General features: G+C 66.2%; 22 protein-coding genes. 13 read left to right on the top strand and 9 right to left on the bottom strand.

What is annotated here, in order from left to right; translation table 11 throughout:
* Nucleotides 1-2: 2 nt before the first annotated feature.
* Nucleotides 3-575, bottom strand: a complete 573-nt coding sequence (locus GGR46_RS07110; protein WP_183995881.1) for a hypothetical protein — start codon at nt 573-575, stop codon at nt 3-5.
* Between the two features lie 44 nt (nt 576-619).
* On the opposite strand from GGR46_RS07110, the gene GGR46_RS07105 reads away from it, so the two are divergent.
* Genes GGR46_RS07105 through GGR46_RS07095 form a run of 3 tightly spaced genes read left to right on the top strand, consistent with a single transcriptional unit; the run spans nt 620 to nt 1866 of the window.
* The gene (locus GGR46_RS07105) at nt 620-964 is read left to right on the top strand and encodes a type II toxin-antitoxin system Phd/YefM family antitoxin (RefSeq protein ID WP_246425911.1); all 345 of its coding nucleotides are present in this window, start codon (nt 620-622) and stop codon (nt 962-964) included.
* On the top strand, nt 961-1386 hold the full coding sequence (locus tag GGR46_RS07100) for a type II toxin-antitoxin system VapC family toxin (protein WP_183995879.1): 426 nt from the start codon (nt 961-963) through the stop codon (nt 1384-1386). Before GGR46_RS07105 ends, GGR46_RS07100 begins: the two co-directional genes overlap by 4 nt.
* Before the next feature lie 42 nt (nt 1387-1428).
* Nucleotides 1429-1866 (top strand): hypothetical protein, encoded by a 438-nt coding sequence (locus tag GGR46_RS07095; RefSeq protein WP_183995878.1) that lies wholly within the window; start codon nt 1429-1431, stop codon nt 1864-1866.
* A gap of 44 nt (nt 1867-1910) precedes the next feature.
* Here the strand turns inward: GGR46_RS07095 and GGR46_RS07090 are convergent, their stop codons facing one another.
* Entirely contained in the window at nt 1911-2252 is a 342-nt protein-coding gene (locus GGR46_RS07090; protein WP_183995876.1) for a WYL domain-containing protein, read from the bottom strand.
* 199 nt (nt 2253-2451) lie between these two features.
* Here GGR46_RS07090 and GGR46_RS07085 point away from each other — a divergent pair, with 199 nt between their 5' ends.
* Nucleotides 2452-3927 (top strand): serine hydrolase domain-containing protein, encoded by a 1476-nt coding sequence (locus GGR46_RS07085; protein WP_183995874.1) that lies wholly within the window; start codon nt 2452-2454, stop codon nt 3925-3927.
* Here GGR46_RS07085 and GGR46_RS07080 read toward each other — a convergent pair.
* A complete protein-coding gene (locus tag GGR46_RS07080; RefSeq protein ID WP_246425910.1) occupies nt 3924-6053 on the bottom strand; it encodes a putative bifunctional diguanylate cyclase/phosphodiesterase in 2130 nt (709 codons plus the stop codon). The two genes, GGR46_RS07085 and GGR46_RS07080, sit on opposite strands and share 4 nt — an antisense overlap.
* Nucleotides 6054-6284: 231 nt before the next feature.
* On the opposite strand from GGR46_RS07080, the gene GGR46_RS07075 reads away from it, so the two are divergent.
* Nucleotides 6285-7061, top strand: coding sequence for a hypothetical protein (locus GGR46_RS07075; protein WP_246425909.1), 777 nt, complete (start codon nt 6285-6287; stop codon nt 7059-7061).
* On the opposite strand, the gene GGR46_RS07070 is transcribed toward GGR46_RS07075, so the two are convergent.
* Nucleotides 7058-7729, bottom strand: a complete 672-nt coding sequence (locus GGR46_RS07070) for a hypothetical protein (RefSeq protein WP_183995868.1) — start codon at nt 7727-7729, stop codon at nt 7058-7060. The two genes, GGR46_RS07075 and GGR46_RS07070, sit on opposite strands and share 4 nt — an antisense overlap.
* Before the next feature lie 99 nt (nt 7730-7828).
* Between GGR46_RS07070 and GGR46_RS07065 the strand changes: the two genes are divergently transcribed.
* The 8 genes from GGR46_RS07065 (at nt 7829) to GGR46_RS07030 (ending at nt 15688) form a co-directional block, all read left to right on the top strand.
* Nucleotides 7829-8278, top strand: a complete 450-nt coding sequence (locus GGR46_RS07065; RefSeq protein WP_183995866.1) for a hypothetical protein — start codon at nt 7829-7831, stop codon at nt 8276-8278.
* A gap of 380 nt (nt 8279-8658) precedes the next feature.
* A complete protein-coding gene (locus GGR46_RS07060; protein ID WP_183995864.1) occupies nt 8659-9186 on the top strand; it encodes a glycine zipper 2TM domain-containing protein in 528 nt (175 codons plus the stop codon).
* Nucleotides 9187-9316: 130 nt separating this feature from the next.
* Nucleotides 9317-9865, top strand: coding sequence for a hemerythrin domain-containing protein (locus tag GGR46_RS07055; protein WP_183995862.1), 549 nt, complete (start codon nt 9317-9319; stop codon nt 9863-9865).
* A 184-nt stretch (nt 9866-10049) separates the two neighbouring features.
* Nucleotides 10050-11441 carry an MFS transporter gene (locus GGR46_RS07050; protein WP_183995860.1) on the top strand — a complete coding sequence of 464 codons (1392 nt, stop codon included), beginning with the start codon at nt 10050-10052 and terminating at the stop codon, nt 11439-11441.
* An 81-nt stretch (nt 11442-11522) separates the two neighbouring features.
* Complete coding sequence (locus tag GGR46_RS07045; protein WP_183995858.1) at nt 11523-12854, top strand: MFS transporter; 1332 nt, start codon at nt 11523-11525, stop codon at nt 12852-12854.
* Complete coding sequence (gene cysK, locus GGR46_RS07040; protein ID WP_183995856.1) at nt 12851-13771, top strand: cysteine synthase A; 921 nt, start codon at nt 12851-12853, stop codon at nt 13769-13771. Before GGR46_RS07045 ends, cysK begins: the two co-directional genes overlap by 4 nt.
* 72 nt (nt 13772-13843) lie before the next feature.
* Nucleotides 13844-14158 carry a hypothetical protein gene (locus GGR46_RS07035; RefSeq protein ID WP_183995854.1) on the top strand — a complete coding sequence of 105 codons (315 nt, stop codon included), beginning with the start codon at nt 13844-13846 and terminating at the stop codon, nt 14156-14158.
* 90 nt (nt 14159-14248) lie between these two features.
* Entirely contained in the window at nt 14249-15688 is a 1440-nt protein-coding gene (locus GGR46_RS07030) for a cell wall hydrolase (protein ID WP_183995852.1), read from the top strand.
* On the opposite strand, the gene GGR46_RS07025 is transcribed toward GGR46_RS07030, so the two are convergent.
* From GGR46_RS07025 to GGR46_RS07005, 5 genes are all read right to left on the bottom strand, one after another.
* Nucleotides 15685-17130: a PH domain-containing protein gene (locus tag GGR46_RS07025; protein WP_183995850.1), complete on the bottom strand. Its 1446-nt coding sequence runs from the start codon at nt 17128-17130 to the stop codon at nt 15685-15687. The genes GGR46_RS07030 and GGR46_RS07025 overlap by 4 nt on opposite strands.
* Nucleotides 17123-17602: a PH domain-containing protein gene (locus GGR46_RS07020; RefSeq protein ID WP_183995848.1), complete on the bottom strand. Its 480-nt coding sequence runs from the start codon at nt 17600-17602 to the stop codon at nt 17123-17125. Before GGR46_RS07020 ends, GGR46_RS07025 begins: the two co-directional genes overlap by 8 nt.
* A 110-nt stretch (nt 17603-17712) precedes the next feature.
* Complete coding sequence (locus GGR46_RS07015) at nt 17713-18300, bottom strand: hypothetical protein (RefSeq protein ID WP_183995846.1); 588 nt, start codon at nt 18298-18300, stop codon at nt 17713-17715.
* A 178-nt stretch (nt 18301-18478) separates the two neighbouring features.
* Nucleotides 18479-20281, bottom strand: a complete 1803-nt coding sequence (locus GGR46_RS07010; RefSeq protein WP_183995844.1) for an acyl-CoA dehydrogenase C-terminal domain-containing protein — start codon at nt 20279-20281, stop codon at nt 18479-18481.
* Nucleotides 20282-20298: 17 nt separating this feature from the next.
* Nucleotides 20299-20718: a MerR family transcriptional regulator gene (locus tag GGR46_RS07005; RefSeq protein ID WP_183995843.1), complete on the bottom strand. Its 420-nt coding sequence runs from the start codon at nt 20716-20718 to the stop codon at nt 20299-20301.
* Nucleotides 20719-20771: the final 53 nt, after the last annotated feature.

Here is a 20771-nt window from a genome sequence, read left to right as displayed (position 1 = left end):
GATTAGATTTTGTTGACCGCATTCAGATGTTCAACCGAGTTTGTCATTCCACTGGGACTAGAATCTGAAGTCGAGGTCATAGCAAGAACCGTAACGAATCCCGTCGCCAGAAAAACAAAGATGCATATTCCGAATGTTCCCCAGATATTCTCCATTTTCTCATCGTCGAAGCATGCGACCAGAAAAACAACCAGACAGCCAATCGCTCCTACGACACCAGGAATCCAAAGGAGGATTTTGAATAGGCCTAACGTGGCAGTTACGGAAAAAGCGGTTACACCGAGGATAAAAAATGTTGATGCCATCATTGGATGATTGGCACCAAGAATATTCAGCAACGAAGATAGTGTAATTGACATTCCGAATATGATTAGCGTCATCAGAATTATAAGTATAAATATTACGCAGAAAACTCGAAGTATACCACTAACGTTCGAGAACTCATGTGGCAATGATTGCCCTGAAGCTATGCTTCCTATTGCATCGAGCATCGCTGGCGCCGTGAGTATCGTCACCACAATACCAATGATGCCAACTACTATTTGGATATATCCAGAAACTTCGATGCGGTTCATGCTGCCCCTCCCATTTGGTCTGCGTAGTTTGATGGGGACCGCCGATGCGTCAAGCTAACGCGGAATCGTTCGTGTGGAATATTGCTATTTCCATCGCGATCAAGGTGTATGGTCACCAACCTAGTCAGGAGCCCGCCGCTGCCATGGAACGCATCAACCTAGCCGACGCCAAGGCGCGCCTCAGCGAGATTGTGGATCGCGTGGAGACTGGCGAGAGCATCGAGATCGTCCGGCGCGGCAAGCCCGCCGCGCGGCTCGTCCCCGCTCAGGTCAAGCGCGAATGGAAACCGGTTGATGTCGAGGCGCTTCGCAAGCTGCATGCACAGATGCCAGCCCAGGAATCCGCTGGGGAGTTCGTCCGCCGCATGCGCGACGACGCACGCTATTGAGCTATTACCTCGATACCTCGGCGGTTGTAGCGGCGCTGGTCGCGGAACCCCATTCGCCCGCGATCCTCGATTGGCTGGCGGCAATGGAGCCGGGGACGGTCTTCATCAGCGACTGGAGCCATACCGAGGTCGCGAGCGCGCTATCGCTCAAGGTCCGCACCGGAGCACTGACGCTCGAACTCCGTGCCGCGGCGGCGAGTGCATGGCAGACTATGCATAACCACAATTTCCCGACATTGGCGGTGCTTCCGGAGCATTTCGATGTCGCCGCCAACTTCGCAAGCCAGCCGGATCTTGGTCTCCGCGCCGGCGATGCGCTTCATTTGGCGATTGCACGGGAAGGCGCACACAACCTCGTCACGCTTGACCATGCGATGGCCGACGCCGCGCTCCAACTCGGCGTGCCGGTCGAGCGGGTCTGAAACCCCTTCCAATGTAGGATTTCGTCTGATCTACCCTGGTAGATGCAGGACGATCCGAACAATCCGCCCGAAGACGACGGCCCCAGCCTTCTCGACTTCACCCCCGTCCCTCTGGAACGCGTCCATCACAATGGCTGGACCGAGCGCCGGCAGCGGGACTTCATCACCGCCCTCCTGGCAATGGGATCGGTCCGCCATGCCTGCCGCGCCGTCGGCAAGACCCGGCAGTCTGCCTACAAGCTGCGCGAGCGCCCCGGCTCGGAGAGCTTTGCCGCCGCCTGGGATCACGCCCTCGCATCGGGATATTGCGACGCCTTCGACCGGGCACTGGAACGTGCCACCAAGGGCATCACCACGCCGCGCTACTACAAGGGCAAGCAGGTCGGGACAAAGCACCGGCTCGACTTCCGCCTCGCCATGGCCGCGCTCAATGGAGCGCCGCCCGTCCCGCCTCAACTGCGCAAGAATGTTGCGAGATGACGTGCGTTCGCGGGAACTGTGTCAACCTAAGCGAAGAAGAAGCATCAGCCCTCGATCGCGATCAGCGTCACGCCCTGGTATTTCTCCAGGCTCGCGTCGAACAGTTCGCTGCGGGTGAAATCGCGGTCCTGCAGGATCAGTTCCTTCAGCCCGTCGAGCTTGAAGGTGCCCACCTTCTCCTCGCGCGGCAGGAAGCCCTCCTTCGAGACGACCACCGCGTCGACATACACCTGGTCATGCCGCGTGTAGAGGATGTGCGGGGCCAGGATCATCCGCGTGCGGTTATAGGTCGCCGACACGCATTTGTGGCGCACCACGGCTTCGAACAGCAGCGGGAGCATGGCGGCGGGCGTCGGGGCGGGATCGGCTTCGATACTCAAACTCATGCCTTCTCTATGACGAGCATGTTGCAATGCAGCAAGATGCGAGAATGGCCAAGCATCGCTCTCTCCTTGCCCGGATTTCGTAAACGCACTGCATCCTGCCACGCTCCCGCGCCGCCGTCACGCCCTGTGTGTTATTTGGTCAATACACTCTTGACGCTCGACGCTACATCTGTAGCGTCAGCAGTGAAGGGATGAACACATGCAGCCAACACGCCTGAACCGTCGCCAGATCCTCGCCGCCATGCCCGCAACCGCCGGCATCGCTCTCCTCCCCGGCCTTGCCCGCGCCGCTACTGCCCCGGACCCGGTCCAGGCACTGGTCGATGATTTCGTAAGGAGCGGCAAGGCGCCGAGCGTGTCGGTAGCGGTGATCCGGGACGGCAGGACCCGCTTCCACAATGCCGGCGTCATGTCCCTTTCGACCAAAGCGCCGGCCAGCGAACATACGGTCTATGAGATCGGCTCGATCTCCAAGACCTTCACCAGCCTGATCCTCGCCCATGCGATCAACGAGGGCCGAGCGACGCTGGCCGACGATGTCCGCAAGCATCTGCCGCCGGGCTATGACAATCTGGTGCGCGACGGCCGCGCGGTGACGCTGCGCGACATGGTCACCACCACTTCTGCCCTGCCCGACAATGTCCCCGACTGGATGGCCCGCTTCGCCAAGCTGCCGCCTGCCGAGCTGCCCTTCGCCGTGGCGGAGCTGCTCCAGGGCTATGACCAGCCGAGCTTCCTCGCCGATCTCAAGACGGCGCAGCTGGTCGATGTGCCCGGCCATCTGCCCCGGCACAGCAACACTGCCTCGCAGCTGCAGGGGGTGGTGGTCGAGCGGCTCTATGGCGTGCCCTATGATGCACTGCTCGCCCGCTTCATCGAGAAGCCGCTCGGCATGCGCGCCGGCGGGGCAGCGGTGCCGCCTGCCCTGCTCGCCACCGGCTATTCGACCGAGGGCACGCCGAGACCCGCCCTTGACATGCCGGTGATCCGCGCCGCCGGCGGACTGCGCTACTCGGCCACGGACCTTGCCCGCTACGTCTCGGCCCAGATAGCCGCCAGCGATCCCGCCATAGCACTTGCCCAGCAGCCGCTGTTCGGCGCGCCGGATGCCGGGCAGATCGGCTTCCACTGGGTCATCGGCAAGACGGCCGACAGCCAGCGTTACCTGCGCCATTCGGGCGGCACGCTCGGCTGCTCGAGCTATTGCGACTTCTATCCGGCCCAGCGCTACGGCGTGGTCGTGCTGGCCAACAGTTCGGGCGCGCAGAACACCGGCCAGGGCCTGGCCAATGCGATCCATGCCGCCCTGTTCGGCCCGCCCAAGGGGCTGACCGCGCTCGAGGCCGCGCTGGAGCAGAGCAACTATGCCGATGTCCCCGGCACCATCGCCGCGATCAGGGCGCGCTTCCCCGAGCTGCACCTGAACGAGGAGCATGTGAACATGTGGGGCTATCGCCTGCTGCGGGAGCCCCGCCCGCAGGCTGCACGGGGCATCTTCGCCTGGAACGCCGCGGCGCATCCGGACAGCTGGAACGCGCATGACAGCCTGGCCGAAGTGCTGGCCGAGACCGGCGACCGTGCCGGGGCGATCGCCGAATATCGCCGCTCGCTCGAGCTCAACCCCGGCAACGACAATGGGAGGACGATGCTCGAGAAGCTCGAGAAGCAGCCCTAGACTTCGATCCCGTTCCACTCGGTGACGGTGTGGAAGGCCGGCATGGAGAGCCCGCCCTCGCCCGTCTTGGCGACGAGGTTGTGGCCCTGGTGCTGCAGCCCCGCCTCGGTGATCAGCTTGGGCGAGACGCGATGCCGGGTGGTCAGCACGCCATTGGCGTCCTCGACCAGCGGCTGCTCGAATTCGATGCCCTGCTGCTGGTTCATCGAGCGGCGGACAGTGGCGACCGCCATCTGCCCCTCGCCCAGGTCGACGACGAACTGGGTGCCCTCGGGCACGTCGACGATCCCGTCGATCAGTGCGCCGGAGGCCGAGACGTTCTTGAGCACCGCGGGGTAGTAATGATTGTCGTGGATCACCCCCACCTTGCGGAAGGTGGTGTGGCGGATGTGGCGCTGGCGGGCCGGCCCCTGGGGCTGGATCACCCATTTGCCGTCCTTGAAATGGGTCGCCAGCTCCTCGCTCGCCACGGCGCGGCTGTAGAGGAAGCCCTGGATGTGGCTGACGTTGAGTTTCCGCATCGTCTCGAGCTGGTCGAAGCTCTCGATGCCCTCGGCAGTGGTCTCCATGCCCAGCGCATTGGCCAGCGCGACGATCGCCGCGATGATCGCCTGGTTGCGCGCGCCCTCCTCGGTGGTGCCGCGCACGAAGCTCTGGTCGATCTTGATCTTGTCGAACGGCGCGGTCTTCAGATAGCCGAGCGAGGAATAGCCGGTGCCGAAATCGTCGAGGGCCAGGCGCACGCCGAGCCGCTTGAGCGCGGCGAAGCGGGCATCGGTCTCCGAGCCGTCCTCGAGGAACACGCTCTCGGTGATCTCGAGCTCGAGCCGCTCCGGCGCCAGCCCAGAATTGGCGAGCGCGCTCATCACGATGGCCGGCAGCGCCTCGCTGGCGAACTGGATCGGGGAGACGTTCACCGCGACGCGCAGCTCGCCAGGCCATTTCGCCGCGTCGATACAGGCCTGGCGCAACGTCCATTCGCCCAGCTGCGGGATCAGGTTCGCGTCCTCGGCGATCGGGATGAAGATCGCCGGCGAGATCCGGCCGCGCTTGGGGTGGTTCCAGCGCAGCAGCGCCTCGAAGCCGGTGACCTCCTCGCTCCTGGCGCCGACGATGGGCTGGTAGTGCACCGCCAGCTCGCCCTTGGAGAGCGCGTCGATCAGGTCATGCTCGAGCAGCCGGCGGTCCTCTGCTGCCTGGAGCAGGTCCGCGGAGAAGAAGCGCGCCCGGCCCCGCCCCGCGCCCTTGGCGGCATAGAGCGCCAGGTCGGCGTTGCGGACCAGCTCGTCGCTGGTGCTGGCGTCGAACGGGCTCACCGCGATGCCGATCGAGGCGCCGATCAGGCAGCGGCTGCCGTTGATCATATAGGGGTGGGAGAGCGATTCGATGATCCGGTTGGCCAGGTCGAAGATGCCCACCCGGTTGTGCGCATCGGGCAGGATCACCTGGAACTCGTCGCCACCCATCCGGGCGATCTGCTCGGAATTGCCGACGATGGTCGAAAGCCGCTCGGCAACCTGCTTGAGCAGCGCGTCGCCCACCGGATGGCCCAGGCTGTCGTTGATCGCCTTGAAGCGGTCGAGGTCGATCAGCATCAGCGCGCACGGGCGTTGCTGGTTGCGGAAGGCCGCTATCGTGCTGTCGAGCAGGGTGCTCATCCGGCGCCGGTTGGGCAGGCCGGTGAGCGGATCGTACATGGCGAGCCGGTTGCTCTCATGCGCTGCCCGCTGCTCCCGGGTCACGTCGACGCTATGGCCGAGATAGCCGCCGAAGCTCCCCCGCGAATCGCGAGTGGGCTGGCCGGAAAGCGCCCACCAGCGCTCCTCGCCGACGATGTCTACCAGCAGCGGGATTGCATCGAACCGGGCCTGGCGCGCCATCTGGAACGGCATGGTCCGCCGCCGCTCGACATCGGCCTCTTCATTGGCGTTCTTGAACAGCGAGATCAGGTCGCGGCCGATCAGCGCGTCGCCGGTCACGCCGAGCGAGCGCGCCGCGCCTTCGCTGATATAGGCGATACGGCCCTCTGCGTCGGTGGCCCAGAACCAGCCCAGGTCCATCGCCTCATAGTTGCGGAACAGGCGCAGATGCTCCGCGGCCAGCGGATCGGGGCCATTCCGGCGCATGAAAGGTGCAGCGGCGCCACCAACGCCGACCGCCTTGGCCGCTCCGCCCAATCTGCCACCCATTCACATCGCCCGAGATATTTTATGCCTGAAATGGTCCTAATCGGGCGACCCTTTAGGCTTTGTGAAGGCCGCGGGCCGGTAAACGCGCCCGCAACCGGAAACCTGCCTCGTTTCTGCAATCGCCGCATGATAGCAACGTATCCGAAACGACTGCGAAAGGATCGGAACATGCGTTTTGCACTCCCCACGGCCCTGCTGGCCGCCACGATCCTTTCCGGCCCAGCCTTCGCCCAGTCGACCCCGTCGGATATCGCCGATCTGGTCGGCGCGCGCGGTGCGGGCGGCGAGACCCAGCTCCAGGCGCGCGGCTACAGCTTCGTCACCGTCAACACGGTGGGCACCACGAAATGGTCGCTATGGTGGAGCGACCGGCAGCGCCAGTGCATCCAGGTCGCGACCAGCGAAGGGCGCTATTCGGCGATCCAGCGCGTGCCGGAACAGAATTGCCGTCCGGGAGCGCCCTCGCCTGCCGATGCCGGCCCGCCTCCGGGCCGTCCTGACGGCCCCGGCCCCGATCGCGGCGATCGGTTTGGCCCCTCGATCACCCTCGTCTGCTTCGGCGGCGGGAGCACACCCGCCGCGCAATACCAGTCGGGCTATGTCTACAACAGCCGCAGCCATCGCTTCGAACCGCAATTCGGCACCACGCTCGGCCGCGACGGCTTCGCATCGGACCTGCAGATCGAGATCTGGCATGGCCGCGGCCGCATCCGGCCCGAAGGCAAGCTGGTCTCGCCGATCCATTCGGGCGGCGACAATGGCTGGTGGGACATCCAGAACCTGGTCGTCACCGCCGATCGCATCACCGGCGAATATCGGATGAACGGGCTCAACAAGCCCCGCTTCGAGATCGATCGCCGCTCGGGCATCATCCGTATCCGCGCAGCGACCAGCTTCACCGGCCGCTGCGACGCGGGCGACTGGCGCGGCGGCGGCGGCTTCTAGGCGAGCAGCGCCGCCAGCAGCACGAAGACCAGCAGGCTCTCGAGCATCGTCATGGTGGCGATGCCGAAACCGCGGAGCCGCGAGGTACCCAGCATCCGCACGAACCAGAAGGTCTGCAGCGTGCCGTACCAGAGAAAGGCCGCGAGCAGGATCCACAGGCCCGCGATGCGGAACAGCGGGTTACCGTGCATCTGCGTCGCCAGCGATCCGACGCCCAGCACCAGCGCGAACACGCCGGCAGGATAGCATTGCGCGTAGAAGAGCGGCTTCAGGCTGTCGCGGGTCAGCTTGTCCCGGCGCCGGCGCAGAAGCGCCACCGACATGATCAGCGGGAAGACGGCGAAGAACAGCAGTCGCACTAGCAACAGGCTGGTATCGTCGCTGATCAGCCCGGCCAGCCCTCGCTTCTCCGCGATCAGGTCGCTCTGCCCGACCAGGGCCAGCTCGATGGTGTGGCTGAGCAGCAAGGTCAGCAGCAGGAACAGCGGCGGGCTCAGCACATCGGGATATTGCTGCTCCGCCGCGTCCTCCAGCTCGCTATCGGCATAGGCCATCATCGCGAAGGGCCGCCGGATCGTCCGCCACAACGTCACCGGATAGAAGACCAGCCAGGTGATGATCTCGTAGAGCAGGTCGTCGAGCGACTTGAGGAACTGCATGAAGTTCATGCGCCGGTTTCAGCACAGCGGCGTCCGGCTTCCAATCGTCATTCAGCCGCTGGCAAGTCGTGCCGGCCATGATAGCGTGGAAACAAAGGGGGAATTTCCATGATCCGCTGCACGCCGCTGCTTGCCGTTCCGGCCTTGCTCCTTGCATCGCCCGCCGTGGCGCAGGATCAGGAGCCGACCGTCGAAGCGGTGCAGGCGAGCCTGGACAGGTTCGACTATGCCCAGATGCGGGTCGAGATCGTCGTAGCGCGTGACGACGTCAAGAAGACCTGGCTCATCAGCCGCCGGGCCACTGGCAGCCGGACGCTGCGGCGCTGCGTGACCGAATTCGCCACCCCCGAGGTGCTTCTGATCGCCAACACCAAGCCGGCAAAGACCTATGTCCTCGACTGGAGCGACGTGACCAAGGTTTCCTCCTCCGATCTCTACGAGATGGACCTGGAACACCGTGACACGGCGCTGCGGACGAAGTTCCGGTTCAATCAGACGGGCCTCGCGCCGGCCTTCCAGCAAGCGTCCGAGTTTCTCCGGAAGCAATGCACCCGCTGAGGCATCGCATCGGGCTTCCAATGTAGGAAATCGTTTCGCATAGACTGGTGGATGCGAAAGCCTTCACCAGAGATGCTTGCCGTCGATCCCGGTCAGCGACCAGTCCATGGTCTCGAGATCGCCGAGCAATCGCGCATGCACCCGCCATGCGACGCTTCTTGCCGTCCGCACTGCGGGCTCTCGAGCGCCCGACGGGTTGCGCCTGTTCTCGCGCGTAGACGTCGTGAACTTAGTGAACTTCCGCGCCTCGCTGGCACAATCCACCGCACTTCATTACGGGTCCGTCGTATCGGCACCGTCCGTTCAGCCCGGCTTCACGCGCATGTCCGGAACGTTTCGATGCCCCTGGCCGTATGGGCCTTCGGGAAGGAGAATTGATCATGAAGCATCTGATAACCCTCGTCGCGGCAGCCGCGGCCAGCCTGGCGGTCGCCTCGCCGGCGATGGCCCAGCGCGCGCCCATCTATGGGCAGGACGAGGAAGCGCGCTTCGATGCCGCGCAGCAGCGGTTCGAGCGCGAGTACGACCAGTTCCAGCAGGCGATCGAGCGCTATCGCGCCTACAGGGCCCGCCCGGTCGCGCCGCCGCCCCCGCCGCGCGGCGGCTATGGCTATGATCCGCGCGACGACGAATTCTATGACGCGTCGCGCGACTATCGTGCCCCGCCCCCGGGCTATCAGGACCGCGTCCTCGCTCAGGACGACCGCATCTATCGCGGCAATGACGGCAAATATTATTGCAAGCGCTCGGACGGCACGACCGGCCTGATCGTCGGCGCCGCTGCCGGCGGCCTGTTCGGCAACGTCATCGCCGGCGGACGCTCCAAGACCGTGGGCACGCTGCTCGGCGCGATCGCCGGCGGTGCGCTCGGCAGTTCGGTGGACCGCGACCAGGTCCGCTGCCGCTAAGCGATCGCGAGGCCCCGTCGTCGTTGCGGCGGGGCCTCCGTAGCTTCCCCGATTGGGGTAGCTCCGGAGCGGCCAATCACCCCGGTTACAGGCATAATCACGCCATAATGGGGGTATGAGGAGTCGCGTAATGCCCGTTGAGCGCGTGCTGAGACAGCACGCCCATATTCTCGCCAATGCCGATGCGCTCGAGACGCTGGTCTCTGGTCCGCGGCCGGCGAGTGTCGAGGGGCTTGGATTCCGTCGTTGGGTGTTCACCCGCGACCTGATGATGCATTTCGCCAAGATGGAGGGCCAGGTCTATGGCCCGCTGATGGACGGCGTCGGCGGCGACGTGGCGCAGGCGGCGAGCCGGGCCAGCGCCGAGACTGCCGCGCTGGTCGCCGATTTCCGGGAGCACATCACCCGCTGGCACGGGCTTCCGGGCGAGGACCAGTGGGAGACCTATGCCCGCTCGATCCGCTGGCTGATGGCGCGCATCCGCGAGCGGATCGAAGGCGAGGCGGCGGAGATCCTTCCGCTGCTCAGCCAGTTGCCGGTCAACGACGACGGAGCCTGCCCCGGCAAGCCGGACCATCGCTACGTCGCCGATGCCTGGGAGATACGCGAGCTGATCTTCGAAGGACCGAGTTTCGTGAATGCGAACCGGTCCGGCCCGGGAGAGGCGGAGGCCGCCTGACCGGCTCAGTGCCAGAAGATGAGGATCAGCAGGATGATCGGGATCGGAATACCCAGCAGCCACAACAGGATTCCCTTGCCCATCTTCACTCTCCAAGCTGTTGGTTTCGATAGTGAAAGAACCGTTCGGAGGCGGCACAGGTTCCCACTGGAACCCGTGGGCCGCTTCGGGCACTGAGCCCGGCATGACCGACGGCCTGCCCCAGCCCCGCCGCACCCTCGCCATCGCCGCGATTTCGTTCGGCTCGGCGCTGGTGGTGATCGACGGCGCGATCGCCACGGTGGCCCTGCCCACCATTGCCCGGGACCTGCACGTCGACAGCTCGGCTGCGGTCTCGGTGGTCACCGTCTACCAGCTGATGCTGGTCATGCTGCTCCTGCCCCTTGCCGGGCTGGGCGAGCGGATCGGCCTCAAGCGGATGTACCAGGCCGGCCAGCTGGTCTTCACCGTGGCGACGGTGCTGTGCTTCTTCGCCAAGAGCCTGCCCTTCCTGCTCATCGTCCGGGCGGCGCAGGCGATCGGCGCGGCGGCGGCACTCAGCGTGTCCTCGGCGCTGATCCGCCAGGTCTATCCCGCCAAGCATCTCGGTCGCGGGCTGGGCATCAATTCGGTGGTCGTGTCGAGTTCCGCCGCGCTCGCGCCGACACTGGGCGGCCTGGTGCTGGCGATCGGGCCCTGGCCCTGGGTGTTCGCCTCGGCGGTGCCCTTCGCCATCGCCAGCCTGCTGCTCGGCCGCGCCTTGCCGGACAATCAGGCGCGCAACGAACCATTCGACGTGTTCGGCGCCCTGCTCTGCGCCGGCATGTTCGGGCTGGTGATCGGCGGGCTGGAGAGCAGCGTGCATGGCGACAGCCCCGTCGTCTCCGGCGCCGTGGTGCTCGCCGGCGCGGCGATCGGGGTGCTGTTCGTCCGGCGCGAGATGCGCGAGCCCAAGCCGATCCTGCCGGTCGACCTGCTGACCCGGCCCGTGCTCGCCCTATCCGTCATTGGCGCTTACACCGCCTTCATCGCGACGATGACGCTGCTGCTTTCGCTGCCCTTCCGCCTGCAGCACGGCTATGGCTTCTCGCCGTCCGAAGTCGGCGCGGTGATAGCGCCCTGGCCGTTGACCACGATGATCGTCGCGCCCCTCGCCGGCTCGCTGTCCGATCGCTATCCCGCTGGGGCATTGGGTGGCATCGGCATGGTCATCGCAGTCGCCGGCCTGCTCTTCCTTGCCTTCCTTCCCGTCGATCCGAGCTGGTTCGACATTGCCTGGCGCATGTCGCTGACCGGCGCGGGGTTCGGCATGTTCCTGTCGCCCAATGCTCGGCTGATCATCGGCTCCGCACCGATCGACCGTGCCGCGGCCGCGGGCGGGCTCGTCTCGACCACCCGGATGGTCGGCCAGACCACCGGCGCCACGCTGGTAGCGGCCTTGCTGGCGCTCGGCATCGGTGGCGGCATGACACCGCCGCTGGTCTCGGCGGGCCTCGCCGCCATTGCCGGCCTGTGCAGCCTCGCCCGGCTGCGCCCCGCGATCCGAAACCCGCGCGCCGCCGAGACGGAGGACGTCCAGCCCGCGAAGCTGCGCTGATCCGCCTAATACCTTTGTTTGGGCTGCCGCGACGCAATCGCTCGTTGCGATAGCGTCCGGGAAGCGCCTACAGGCAGTGCCATGGCCGCCGAAGCAAAGCACCCGTTCGCCGTTCCCAATTTCCGCTATTATTTCCTGGCCCGACTTTCGACGACACTTGCCCAGATGGCGATGGTGATCGTCATCGGCTGGCAGGTCTATGACATCGCCCGCCGCACGATGACGGTGAAGGAAGCGGCGTTCCAGCTCGGCCTGATCGGTGTCGCCCAGTTCCTGCCGCTCCTGTTCCTGTCGCTCTTCGCCGGCTGGGTCGCGGACCGGCTCGACCGGCGCTGGATCGCCCGTGCAGCCGTGGCGCTCGAAGCATTCTGCGCGATCAGCCTCGGCGTGCTCACCTACACCAACGCGATCACCCTGCCTTGGTTGTTCGGCATTGCGGCGCTGCTCGGCGTGGCCCGTGCGTTCGCCAGCCCGGCGCTGAGCGCGCTCTCGCCCAACCTCGTGCCAAAGGCGATCCTGCCCACCGCGATCGCGCTGAGTTCGCTCTCCTGGCAGATCGGCACGGTGATCGGCCCGGCCATGGGCGGTTATCTCTACGCGGCCGCCGACTGGCTCTCCTATGCGGTGGCGGGCGGCCTGTTCCTGCTGTCCTTCGTGTTGCTCATGCTGATCGGCCCGGTGCCGCGGAGCGCGGCCAAGTTCAGCGGCAGCCCCTGGGCGCAAATGGTCGACGGGCTCCATTATGTCCGCCGCAATCGCCTAGTGCTCGGCGCCATCTCGCTGGACCTGTTCGCCGTGCTGCTCGGCGGCGCGACCGCGATGCTGCCAGTCTATGCCCGCGACATCCTTCAGGTCGGTGCCGGCGGGCTCGGCCATCTGCGCGCCGCCCCGGCGATCGGCGCGGTGGTGACTGCGGTGTTCTTCTCGTGGCGGCCGCTGAAGAGCGATGTCGGGGTGAAGATGCTGCTCGCGGTGGCCCTGTTCGGCGTGGCGACGGTGATCTTCGGCCTGTCCTCGCCGCTGCTGGTGCCAGCGCTCGGGCCCAGCGCGATCGGGCATGACACGGCGCCCGCCGTGCTGGTGGCGCTGTTCGCGCTGTTCGTGCTCGGCGCAGCGGACATGGTGTCGGTCTATGTCCGCCAGTCGCTGATCCAGCTCTACACGCCGGACGAGATGCGCGGCCGCGTCGGCGCGGTCTCGACGCTGTTCATCTCCGGATCGAACGAGCTGGGCGAGGCCGAGTCGGGCTTCCTCGCCGCGCTGATCGGCCCGGTCGCCGCGGTTGTGGGCGGCGGCGTCGGAGCCATCCTTGTCACACTGGCATGGGCCAAGCTATTTCCGGAACTCAGGCGGGCTCGCACGTTCGATCCCCCCACCAATCTCGAGATTCCTCCCAAGGAGATGACCACATGAAGGCCAATACGATCCTCGAGACGATCGGCAACACGCCGCATATCCGCGTCCAGAAGCTGTTCCCGGGCTCCGAGGTCTGGGTGAAGTCCGAGCGCTCGAATCCGGGCGGCTCGATCAAGGACCGCATCGCGCTGGCCATGATCGAGGCGGCCGAGCGTGACGGCAGCCTGCAGCCGGGTGGCACGATCGTCGAGCCGACCAGCGGCAACACCGGCGTCGGCCTGGCAATGGTCGCCGCGGTAAAGGGCTACAAGCTCGTTCTGGTCATGCCGGAAAGCATGTCGGTGGAGCGCCGCCGCCTGATGCTCGCCTATGGTGCCACCTTCGACCTCACCCCGCGTGAAAAGGGCATGAAGGGTGCGATCGAGCGGGCGATGGAGATCGTCGAGACGACGCCCGGCGCCTGGATGCCGCAGCAGTTCGAGAACCCGGCGAACATCGATGTGCACGTGAAGACCACGGCGCAGGAGATCCTCAACGACTTCGCCGATGCGCCGATCGACGTGGTGATCACCGGCGTCGGCACCGGCGGCCACATCACCGGGGTTGCCGAAACGCTGAAGAAGGCTTGGCCGAACCTCAAGGTCTATGCGGTGGAGCCCGAGCTCTCGCCGGTGATTTCGGGCGGCCAGCCCGGCCCGCACCCGATCCAGGGCATCGGCGCGGGCTTCGTGCCGCGCAATCTCCATACCGATGCGATCGACGGCGTGATCAAGGTCGATGCCGGCATCGCCAAGGACATGGCCCGCCGCGCGGCACGCGAGGAAGGCATGCTGGTCGGCATCTCCTCGGGCGCAACCCTGGCGGCGATTCTCCAGAAGCTTCCCGACCTGCCGGAGGGCAGCCGGGTGCTCGGGTTCAATTATGATACAGGCGAGCGCTATCTGAGCGTTCCGGATTTCCTTCCGGAGAGCTGAGACCACTGGAATTGCCCCCCGGTTAACGGTAACTTCCCCGAGTCGGGGAAACGTATTTCCGGGGGGGAATTCGTGCGCAATGCGATGATTCTGGTGAGCGTGATGCTCGCCATCTATCTGGGGTGGCCGCTCGCCTTTGGAGGCAAGCCGCGTGGACTGGAGACGCCGGCCGAGGCGCGGGGCGTGACCACTGTCCCAAAACAGGCCAAGCCAGCGGTACTTGCCTCGGCGGCCAAGCCGCCCATGGCGCCCACCCGGCCCGAGAGCTGCTACAAGCGCTATCAGCGCGAAGTGAAGCTCTGCTCGGGTGACGCCGAGGCGGCATGCAAGTTCGGCGCGGCCGATCATTGGGACATGTGCGAAGCCACCGGCTTCTGGCCGAACTGAGCCTTCGTAGGGCAGCTGGCGGGGCATTGCGGCGTTTCGGCGCCGCAATGGTTCCAACCGTGCGACTTCTGCGTTATGGGCGGCGACCCCATGCCGACCCTCCCTTCCCTTCGCACCATCGGAGCGCCCGCGCTTCGCGTCTCGCCCCTGCTGGCGGCGTTGCTCGGTCTCGTCACGATCGTGGCGATCGCGCTGCCGCTCTGGCTGGTCGCGCATACGCCGCGAACGGTCGTCCACAAGCCTGGGCCGGTGAAGGTGTCGCACCGGGTAGTGCCGAAGTCCGAACTGCCCGACGTCGAGCCGGTCGAGCTCCAGGTCGTCAACCCCGACGACGCCCGGACCTATAACGCCTCCATCCCCTTTTCCACCCTGCCCAATCCGTCGGCGCGGCCGTTCAACATCTTCGGCGCCGAAGACAGCCGCGCGCGTGCGGTCGATTGCCTTGCCGCCGCGGTCTATTACGAGGCTGGCGACGACACGGTCGGCCAGCAGGCCGTGGCGCAGGTCATCATCAACCGTGCCCGGCATCCCGCCTTCCCCAAATCGATCTGCGGCGTGGTGTTCCAGGGCTCGGAGCGCTCCACCGGCTGCCAGTTCACCTTCACCTGCGACGGCGCGATGCTGCGCTACACGCCGACCGCTACCGCCTGGGAGCGCGCGCGCTATGTCGCGCGGATCGCGCTGAACGGCTCGGTCTACAAGCCGGTCGGCCACGCCACCCATTATCACACCGACTGGGTGGTGCCCTATTGGAGCGCCAGCCTCGAGAAGATCACCGAGGTCCATACCCATCTCTTCTTCCGCTGGGCGGGCTGGTGGGGCACCCCGCCGGCATTCAACCGCGCCTATACCGGCGTGGAGCCCAACATCGCGCTGATGGCGCGGCTCGCCCCGGCGAATTTTCAGCCCGACCCCGCGCTGGAGGGGCTGCTGCCCGGCGCGGTGGGCACCGATGGCGCGTTCATCGATCCCGCCTCGATCCCGCAAAGTGCCGTCCCCGCGCCGATGGCGGTCGAGGGTGGCGGCGAATCGAACAACTTCATGCTGACGCTCCCCCAGGGCATCAACCCCGATGCCTTCGCCGCCCTCGCCATCCGCACCTGTGGCGAGCGGCCCTATTGCAAGTTCATGGCCTGGGCCGACGGCAAGCAGACCCCGGCCAAATTGCCGCTGTCGAGCGCCCAGGTCTCGACCATGTCGTTCAGCTACCTGCGCGACGAGACGCAGGGCTTCGCCAAGGCGCTGTGGAATTGCGCCCAGTTCCGCCGTCCCAGCCCGGTCCAGTGCATGCGCGCCCAGATCCCGACCGAGGCGGCCACAGCTCCCGCCGCTGCCGCGACGCCGATCCCCGGCGCCACGCCACTGGCCGCACCCACCCCGCTCACCGGCGTGCGGCGCAAGGCCGATGCGATGGTGCCGCCGGCGACCGCGCCAGCCAATGTACCCGCCCAGGGCAGGGGCGCGGTGAGCTTCACCCTGCCCGTGCCCAGGCCCTCGCCGACCCCGCGCCCGACGCCCGAGGCGCGCTAGTCGACCCGGGCGGCGAGCGCCTGCGCCAGAGCGAGTGCGGCATCCAGTGGCGCGTCCGTGACATCGGGCCGATGCATGCCGCTCGCGCCGGCGGTATCCACGCGCACCGTCGCCACACCCAACCGTCGCTGCAGCCAGCTGCGCCGCACGGTGAGCGTCTGGATCGACTCGAACGGCACGATCCAGTCACGCTGCGACAGCACCCCGCGCATCACCTGCAGGCTGGTGTCGCGCAGGGCATAGCGGTGGTGGCTGCGCTGGAAGAGCGCGATGACCACGGAGACCGGGACGAGCAGCAGCCCCCACCAGAGCAGCGGCAGGAACCAGCCGGCGATCCCGAATGCCAGCGCCACCGGCAGGCCGTGACGGAATGCCGAGCGCAGGATGTGCGCCGGAGCCACCGGGCGCAGGCCGATCCGTTCGAAGGGCGGCAAGGGCGTGGCGGCGATGACCTGCGCGGCCTCCTCCGCGGTGGCGAAGGGCGCCAGTTCCTGGCGACCGGTGGGATCGTCGCTGCCGCCGAGCGTCTGCACCGCGACGGTGTTCCACCCCAGGCGGCCGCTGATCGCGCCGCGATGAACCAGACCGAGCTGGATGCGACGATCCGCGATCACGATCTCCGACCGGGTCAGCAGCCCGCGAACGCGGCGGAAGCGGCCCGGCTCATGGGTGAGCGTGAAACCATAGTCACGCAACAGGGTGCGCACGATGCCGGCGATCACGCCGAGCAGCAGCGCCACGACGAGCACCAGCGCCAGCGCCAGGAGGCTGAACTGGGCGATGGCGACGCGCTCGGCCTCGCCGAACCACTTCTCCCAATCGAACTTCACCACCCGATCGAGCGAGTGGATCGCACCATAGATCGCCGCGAGCCAGAGCATCGAGAAGCCGAATACGCCACGCAGAAGCACTCGGCCGAGCGACATTGCATAGACGGTGCGGCGCACCGGCTCGGCATTGGCGGGCTCGTCTCCTGCAACGACGGTAGCGACCGGATGGTAGGAACGCAGCAGGGCGCGCAACCGCTCGGCCTCGGCCAGCGAAACACTGTCCAGCTCACCTTCCTCCGCCTTGCCGCCACCGGTCTCGATCCGGACCAGCGCCAGGCCGAAGATACGGGCAAAGGGGCCGCGCTCGATCGACACGTCCTGGATCCGACCCCGCGGGATCGATCGGCGCTCTCGGCGAAGCACGCCGTGCTGGATCAGCACCTCCTCCTCGCCGATCGTGTAGGTGAAACACCACCAGCCGAGCCAGGTCGAGACGATCACCGCCGCGGCAATGGCGGCGAACGCGCCGAACGCCAGCACGGGATGGAACTCGCGCCCCATGAAGCCAAGCGCGAGCGGCGGTACGACAAGCGTGGAGGGAGCCCGCTTCACGAACCGCATGATCACGGTGAGGATGTGGAGCCGCCGCGGCGCGGCACCCGCGTCAGTCATGGGCGGCGCTGCCGATACGCTGGCGGATCGCGTCGCGGATTTCCTCGGCGGTGGTGCGGGAGACGCCGGGCAGGACGACGATATTGCCGTCGCTCCCCGCGGTGTGGAGGACCAGCGTCGCGACACCGAAGAGTCGTTCGAGCACGTCCTGGGACACGTCGATATGCTGGACCCGGAGGACCGGCACGATGGTGTGGACGCGGGTGAGCAAGCCATATTCGACATGGAGCTCACTGCCGGTGAAGGCATAGCCCCAGCGCCGCCAGCGCCGTCCCGGCGCGAAGACGGTGATCCATAACGCGAGCAGCAGCACCGGCCCCAGGATCACCCCATGCATCGGCAAGTCGGGCACGAAGATTTCCGCAGCGATTGCTGCAGCCAGCAGGATCAGCGCGGTGCGGATCGCGCGCAGGCGGATCACATGAAGCTGCCCACGCTCGAGCGGCGTGAGCGGTACGAACGACAAGGTCATCAAAGGACTATCGATACCCCCGGGTTGCAGCTCAAGTGTCTTACTACACCATAACGGTTCCAGCATGACATATCGCGCCAAACTTTATGAAGCAGACGCCACGGGGGGCCTCATTCCTCCCCGCCGATCTGCCGCCAACGCGTACCCACGCCCTCCCGGATGAGTTTGTAGACGACATTGTTCGGGTGTTTCGGTGCGCAGAAACCCGATAAATTATAGGTCCTGCCCGCCTCGCGCAGTTCGGTGAGATAGCCGGGACCATCGGTACAGATCACCAGCTCGGCAGAATCCTTATTCGGCATGCGCGCGGGATCGAACAGCAGGGCACGGACGCGGCGCGCGATGCCGGCATAGGTGCAATCGCCCTGCAGGCAGAAGGCGAAGTTCGGCGAGCGCTCCGGGACCAGGCGACAGCGGGTCTGCGACAGATTGCACTGGTAGCGGACCGTATCCAGCGAGGCGACCGCCTCTCCCTTCTCGCCCCGAGTGATGGTTACGACATTGCGCTCGCCCCCACGCAGCGCCGGGGTGGTGCTGAAACGAAGGGCGTCGTGGCCAACATCGCCGAGCTTGGGACTGGCGAAGGGATTGCGATCGCCAGGCTTCGTCAGCCAGGAGTCGCCGCTGGTGCGATCGGGGTCCTTGCCGGAGGCGAAATCATCCGTACCCAGCAGCAACAGCAACGCGAATGTGAGCATCGTGCACCTCCCCTCGGGTGGCGCACGCAACCATTTGAAATCCTACATTGCAAGGGGATTGGCGGCGTCCTCTTGCGAAGGCGCCGCCCCAAATCGTCATCCCGGCGAAAGCCGGGATCTCGGGCGGTAGGAACGGCCCGTGGCACGATACCCCGGCTTTCGCCGGGGTTACGACACCTCACGCCGCGCGGAACAGCTCCGGATCGAGCGCCATCACCGTCTCGCTGCCGGCCTCGATCTTGCGACGCAGGCCGCTCGCATCCGGGAAGAAGCGTTCGGCATAGAAGCGGGCGGTGACCAGCTTGGCTTCGTAGAACTTCGCGTCGCCCTCGCCGGTGGCCAATGCAGCGGCTGCCGCCTTGGCCATGCGGAGCCACATCAGGCCGAGCGCCACCGTGCCGGTGAGCTGCATGTACGGATAGGCGCCCGCGCCGACATCGTTCGGGTTCTTGAAGCCGTTCTGGGCGAGCCACATCGTCGCGCCCTGGAGATGGCCGAGTGCCTTCTCCAGCCCTTCGGCCAGCGCAGCGAGCTTCTCGTCGCCCTTGGCCGCGGCGGCTTCCTCGGCGACCAGCTTGAAAAAGGCCTGGACCGCGCGGCCGCCGTTCATGGCGAGCTTGCGGCCGACCAGGTCCATCGCCTGGACGCCGTTGGTGCCTTCATAGATCATCGAGATGCGGGCATCGCGGACATATTGCTCCATGCCCCATTCGGCGATGTAGCCATGGCCGCCATAGACCTGCTGGCTGTCGGTCGCGACCTTGTAGCCGATATCGGTGCCGACGCCCTTGATGACCGGGGTGAGCAGGCCGACCAGATCGGCGGCGAGCTGCCGCTCCTCCTCGGTCGGGGCGGCATGCTCGAGATCGACCTGGAGCGCTCCCCACAGGCACAGCGCCCGCATGCCCTCGGTCTGCGCCTTGGCTTCCATCAGCATGCGGCGCACGTCCGGGTGGACGAACAGCGTGTCGGCCTTTTCCTGCGGCTCCTGCGGACCGGTGAGCGCGCGGCCTTGGCGGCGGTCGTGCGCGTACTGGACGGCGTTCTGGAGGGCGACCTCGCCCACGCCCAAGCCTTGCAGGCCGACGCCGAGACGGGCGGCGTTCATCATGATGAACATCGCGGCGAGGCCCTTCATCTCCTCGCCGACGAGCCAGCCCTTGGCGCCGTCATAGTTCATAACGCAGGTCGAGTTGGCGTGGATGCCCATCTTGTGCTCGATCGAGCCGCAGGTGACTGGGTTGCGCTCGCCCAGCGTGTCGTCGTCGTTGACCAGGAACTTCGGGACCACGAAGAGCGAGATGCCCTTGGTGCTGTCCGGTGCGCCGGGGGTCTTGGCGAGGACGAGGTGGATGATGTTGCTCGTCAGGTCATGCTCGCCCGACGAGATGAAGATCTTGGTGCCGGTAATCAGGAACGAACCGTCGGCCTGGGGCTCGGCCTTGGTCTTGATCAGGCCGAGATCGGTGCCGCACTGCGGCTCGGTGAGGTTCATCGTGCCGCCCCACTCGCCCGAGACCATCTTGGGGACGTACTTGGCCTGCTGCTCGGGCGAGCCCTTGACCAGCAGCGACGCGATCGCGCCGTGGGTGAGGCCGGGATACATGGCGAAGGCCATGTTGGCGGAGATCATATACTCCTGGAACGCCGTGGAGACGACGTGCGGCATCCCCTGGCCACCGAACTCGACGGGTGCGCTCAGCGTACCCCAGCCGCTCTCGACGAACTGGTTGTACGCTTCCTTGTAGCCGGCGGGCGTGGTCACGCTGCCGTCGTCATGGCGGGTGCAGCCTTCCTGGTCGCCCGAATGGTTGAGCGGGAACAGCACCTCGGCGACGAACTGGCCGCCCTGCTCGAGCACCGCGTCTACCGTGTCGGGCGTGGCATTCTCGAAGCCGGGCAGATTGGCGTAGCGATCGAGGCCGATCACCTGATCGAGGACGAAGCGCGTGTCGCGCACCGGCGGGGTGTACTGGGGCATTTCAGGTTCCTCGGGGGTTAGTCGCTGCTCTTGAGCAGTTCGACGAATTGCTGGAGCTCGGTGATGTGCGCGTCGATGTCGCGCTTCTGGTTCTCGAGCAGCTCGATGCGTTCCAGGCAGCGCTCGAGCGTGAACTGCTTCTGGGTGCTGCGGCCGTCGCCGACATCGTAGAGATCTATCATCTCGCGGATCTCGGCCAGGCTAAAGCCGACGCGCTTGCCGCGCAGGATCCAGGCAAGCCGGGCACGGTCGCGGTGCGAATAGATGCGGGCGGTGCCGCGGCGCTCGGGACCGATCAGCCCCTCGTCCTCGTAGAAGCGCAAGGCGCGCGGCGTGACCGAGAACTCGGCGCACAGGTCCGAGATGGTGAAGGAGTCGCGGTCCGGGCGCGCATCGATCGGCGCCAGGGCCTCGAGCGGAAAGGCTGGAGCGTTCATGGGCATGGAAAATACCTTCCCCTTACGTGAACGTCAATCTCGATCGTGGCCGA

The sequence above is a fragment of the Sphingomonas kyeonggiensis genome, assembly GCF_014196745.1.
In the GTDB taxonomy this organism is placed as follows: domain Bacteria; phylum Pseudomonadota; class Alphaproteobacteria; order Sphingomonadales; family Sphingomonadaceae; genus Sphingomonas; species Sphingomonas kyeonggiensis.
This window is presented reverse-complemented; position numbering and strand designations above follow the sequence as displayed.

What these genes read in the sequence shown, in the direction of transcription:
- GGR46_RS07020 (WP_183995848.1), bottom strand. Translation starts at nt 17,602, where the DNA reads ATGACCTTGTCGTTCGTACCGCTCACGCCGCTCGAGCGTGGGCAGCTT.
- GGR46_RS07070 (WP_183995868.1), bottom strand. Translation starts at nt 7,729, where the DNA reads ATGAACTTCATGCAGTTCCTCAAGTCGCTCGACGACCTGCTCTACGAG.
- GGR46_RS07090 (WP_183995876.1), bottom strand. Translation starts at nt 2,252, where the DNA reads ATGAGTTTGAGTATCGAAGCCGATCCCGCCCCGACGCCCGCCGCCATG.
- GGR46_RS07045 (WP_183995858.1), top strand. Translation starts at nt 11,523, where the DNA reads ATGGCCGCCGAAGCAAAGCACCCGTTCGCCGTTCCCAATTTCCGCTAT.
- GGR46_RS07110 (WP_183995881.1), bottom strand. Translation starts at nt 575, where the DNA reads ATGAACCGCATCGAAGTTTCTGGATATATCCAAATAGTAGTTGGCATC.
- GGR46_RS07060 (WP_183995864.1), top strand. Translation starts at nt 8,659, where the DNA reads ATGAAGCATCTGATAACCCTCGTCGCGGCAGCCGCGGCCAGCCTGGCG.
- GGR46_RS07080 (WP_246425910.1), bottom strand. Translation starts at nt 6,053, where the DNA reads ATGCGCCGGAATGGCCCCGATCCGCTGGCCGCGGAGCATCTGCGCCTG.
- GGR46_RS07005 (WP_183995843.1), bottom strand. Translation starts at nt 20,718, where the DNA reads ATGAACGCTCCAGCCTTTCCGCTCGAGGCCCTGGCGCCGATCGATGCG.
- cysK (WP_183995856.1), top strand. Translation starts at nt 12,851, where the DNA reads ATGAAGGCCAATACGATCCTCGAGACGATCGGCAACACGCCGCATATC.
- GGR46_RS07025 (WP_183995850.1), bottom strand. Translation starts at nt 17,130, where the DNA reads ATGACTGACGCGGGTGCCGCGCCGCGGCGGCTCCACATCCTCACCGTG.
- GGR46_RS07010 (WP_183995844.1), bottom strand. Translation starts at nt 20,281, where the DNA reads ATGCCCCAGTACACCCCGCCGGTGCGCGACACGCGCTTCGTCCTCGAT.
- GGR46_RS07105 (WP_246425911.1), top strand. Translation starts at nt 620, where the DNA reads ATGCGTCAAGCTAACGCGGAATCGTTCGTGTGGAATATTGCTATTTCC.
- GGR46_RS07085 (WP_183995874.1), top strand. Translation starts at nt 2,452, where the DNA reads ATGCAGCCAACACGCCTGAACCGTCGCCAGATCCTCGCCGCCATGCCC.
- GGR46_RS07055 (WP_183995862.1), top strand. Translation starts at nt 9,317, where the DNA reads ATGCCCGTTGAGCGCGTGCTGAGACAGCACGCCCATATTCTCGCCAAT.
- GGR46_RS07030 (WP_183995852.1), top strand. Translation starts at nt 14,249, where the DNA reads ATGCCGACCCTCCCTTCCCTTCGCACCATCGGAGCGCCCGCGCTTCGC.
- GGR46_RS07050 (WP_183995860.1), top strand. Translation starts at nt 10,050, where the DNA reads ATGACCGACGGCCTGCCCCAGCCCCGCCGCACCCTCGCCATCGCCGCG.
- GGR46_RS07065 (WP_183995866.1), top strand. Translation starts at nt 7,829, where the DNA reads ATGATCCGCTGCACGCCGCTGCTTGCCGTTCCGGCCTTGCTCCTTGCA.
- GGR46_RS07015 (WP_183995846.1), bottom strand. Translation starts at nt 18,300, where the DNA reads ATGCTCACATTCGCGTTGCTGTTGCTGCTGGGTACGGATGATTTCGCC.
- GGR46_RS07075 (WP_246425909.1), top strand. Translation starts at nt 6,285, where the DNA reads ATGCGTTTTGCACTCCCCACGGCCCTGCTGGCCGCCACGATCCTTTCC.
- GGR46_RS07095 (WP_183995878.1), top strand. Translation starts at nt 1,429, where the DNA reads ATGCAGGACGATCCGAACAATCCGCCCGAAGACGACGGCCCCAGCCTT.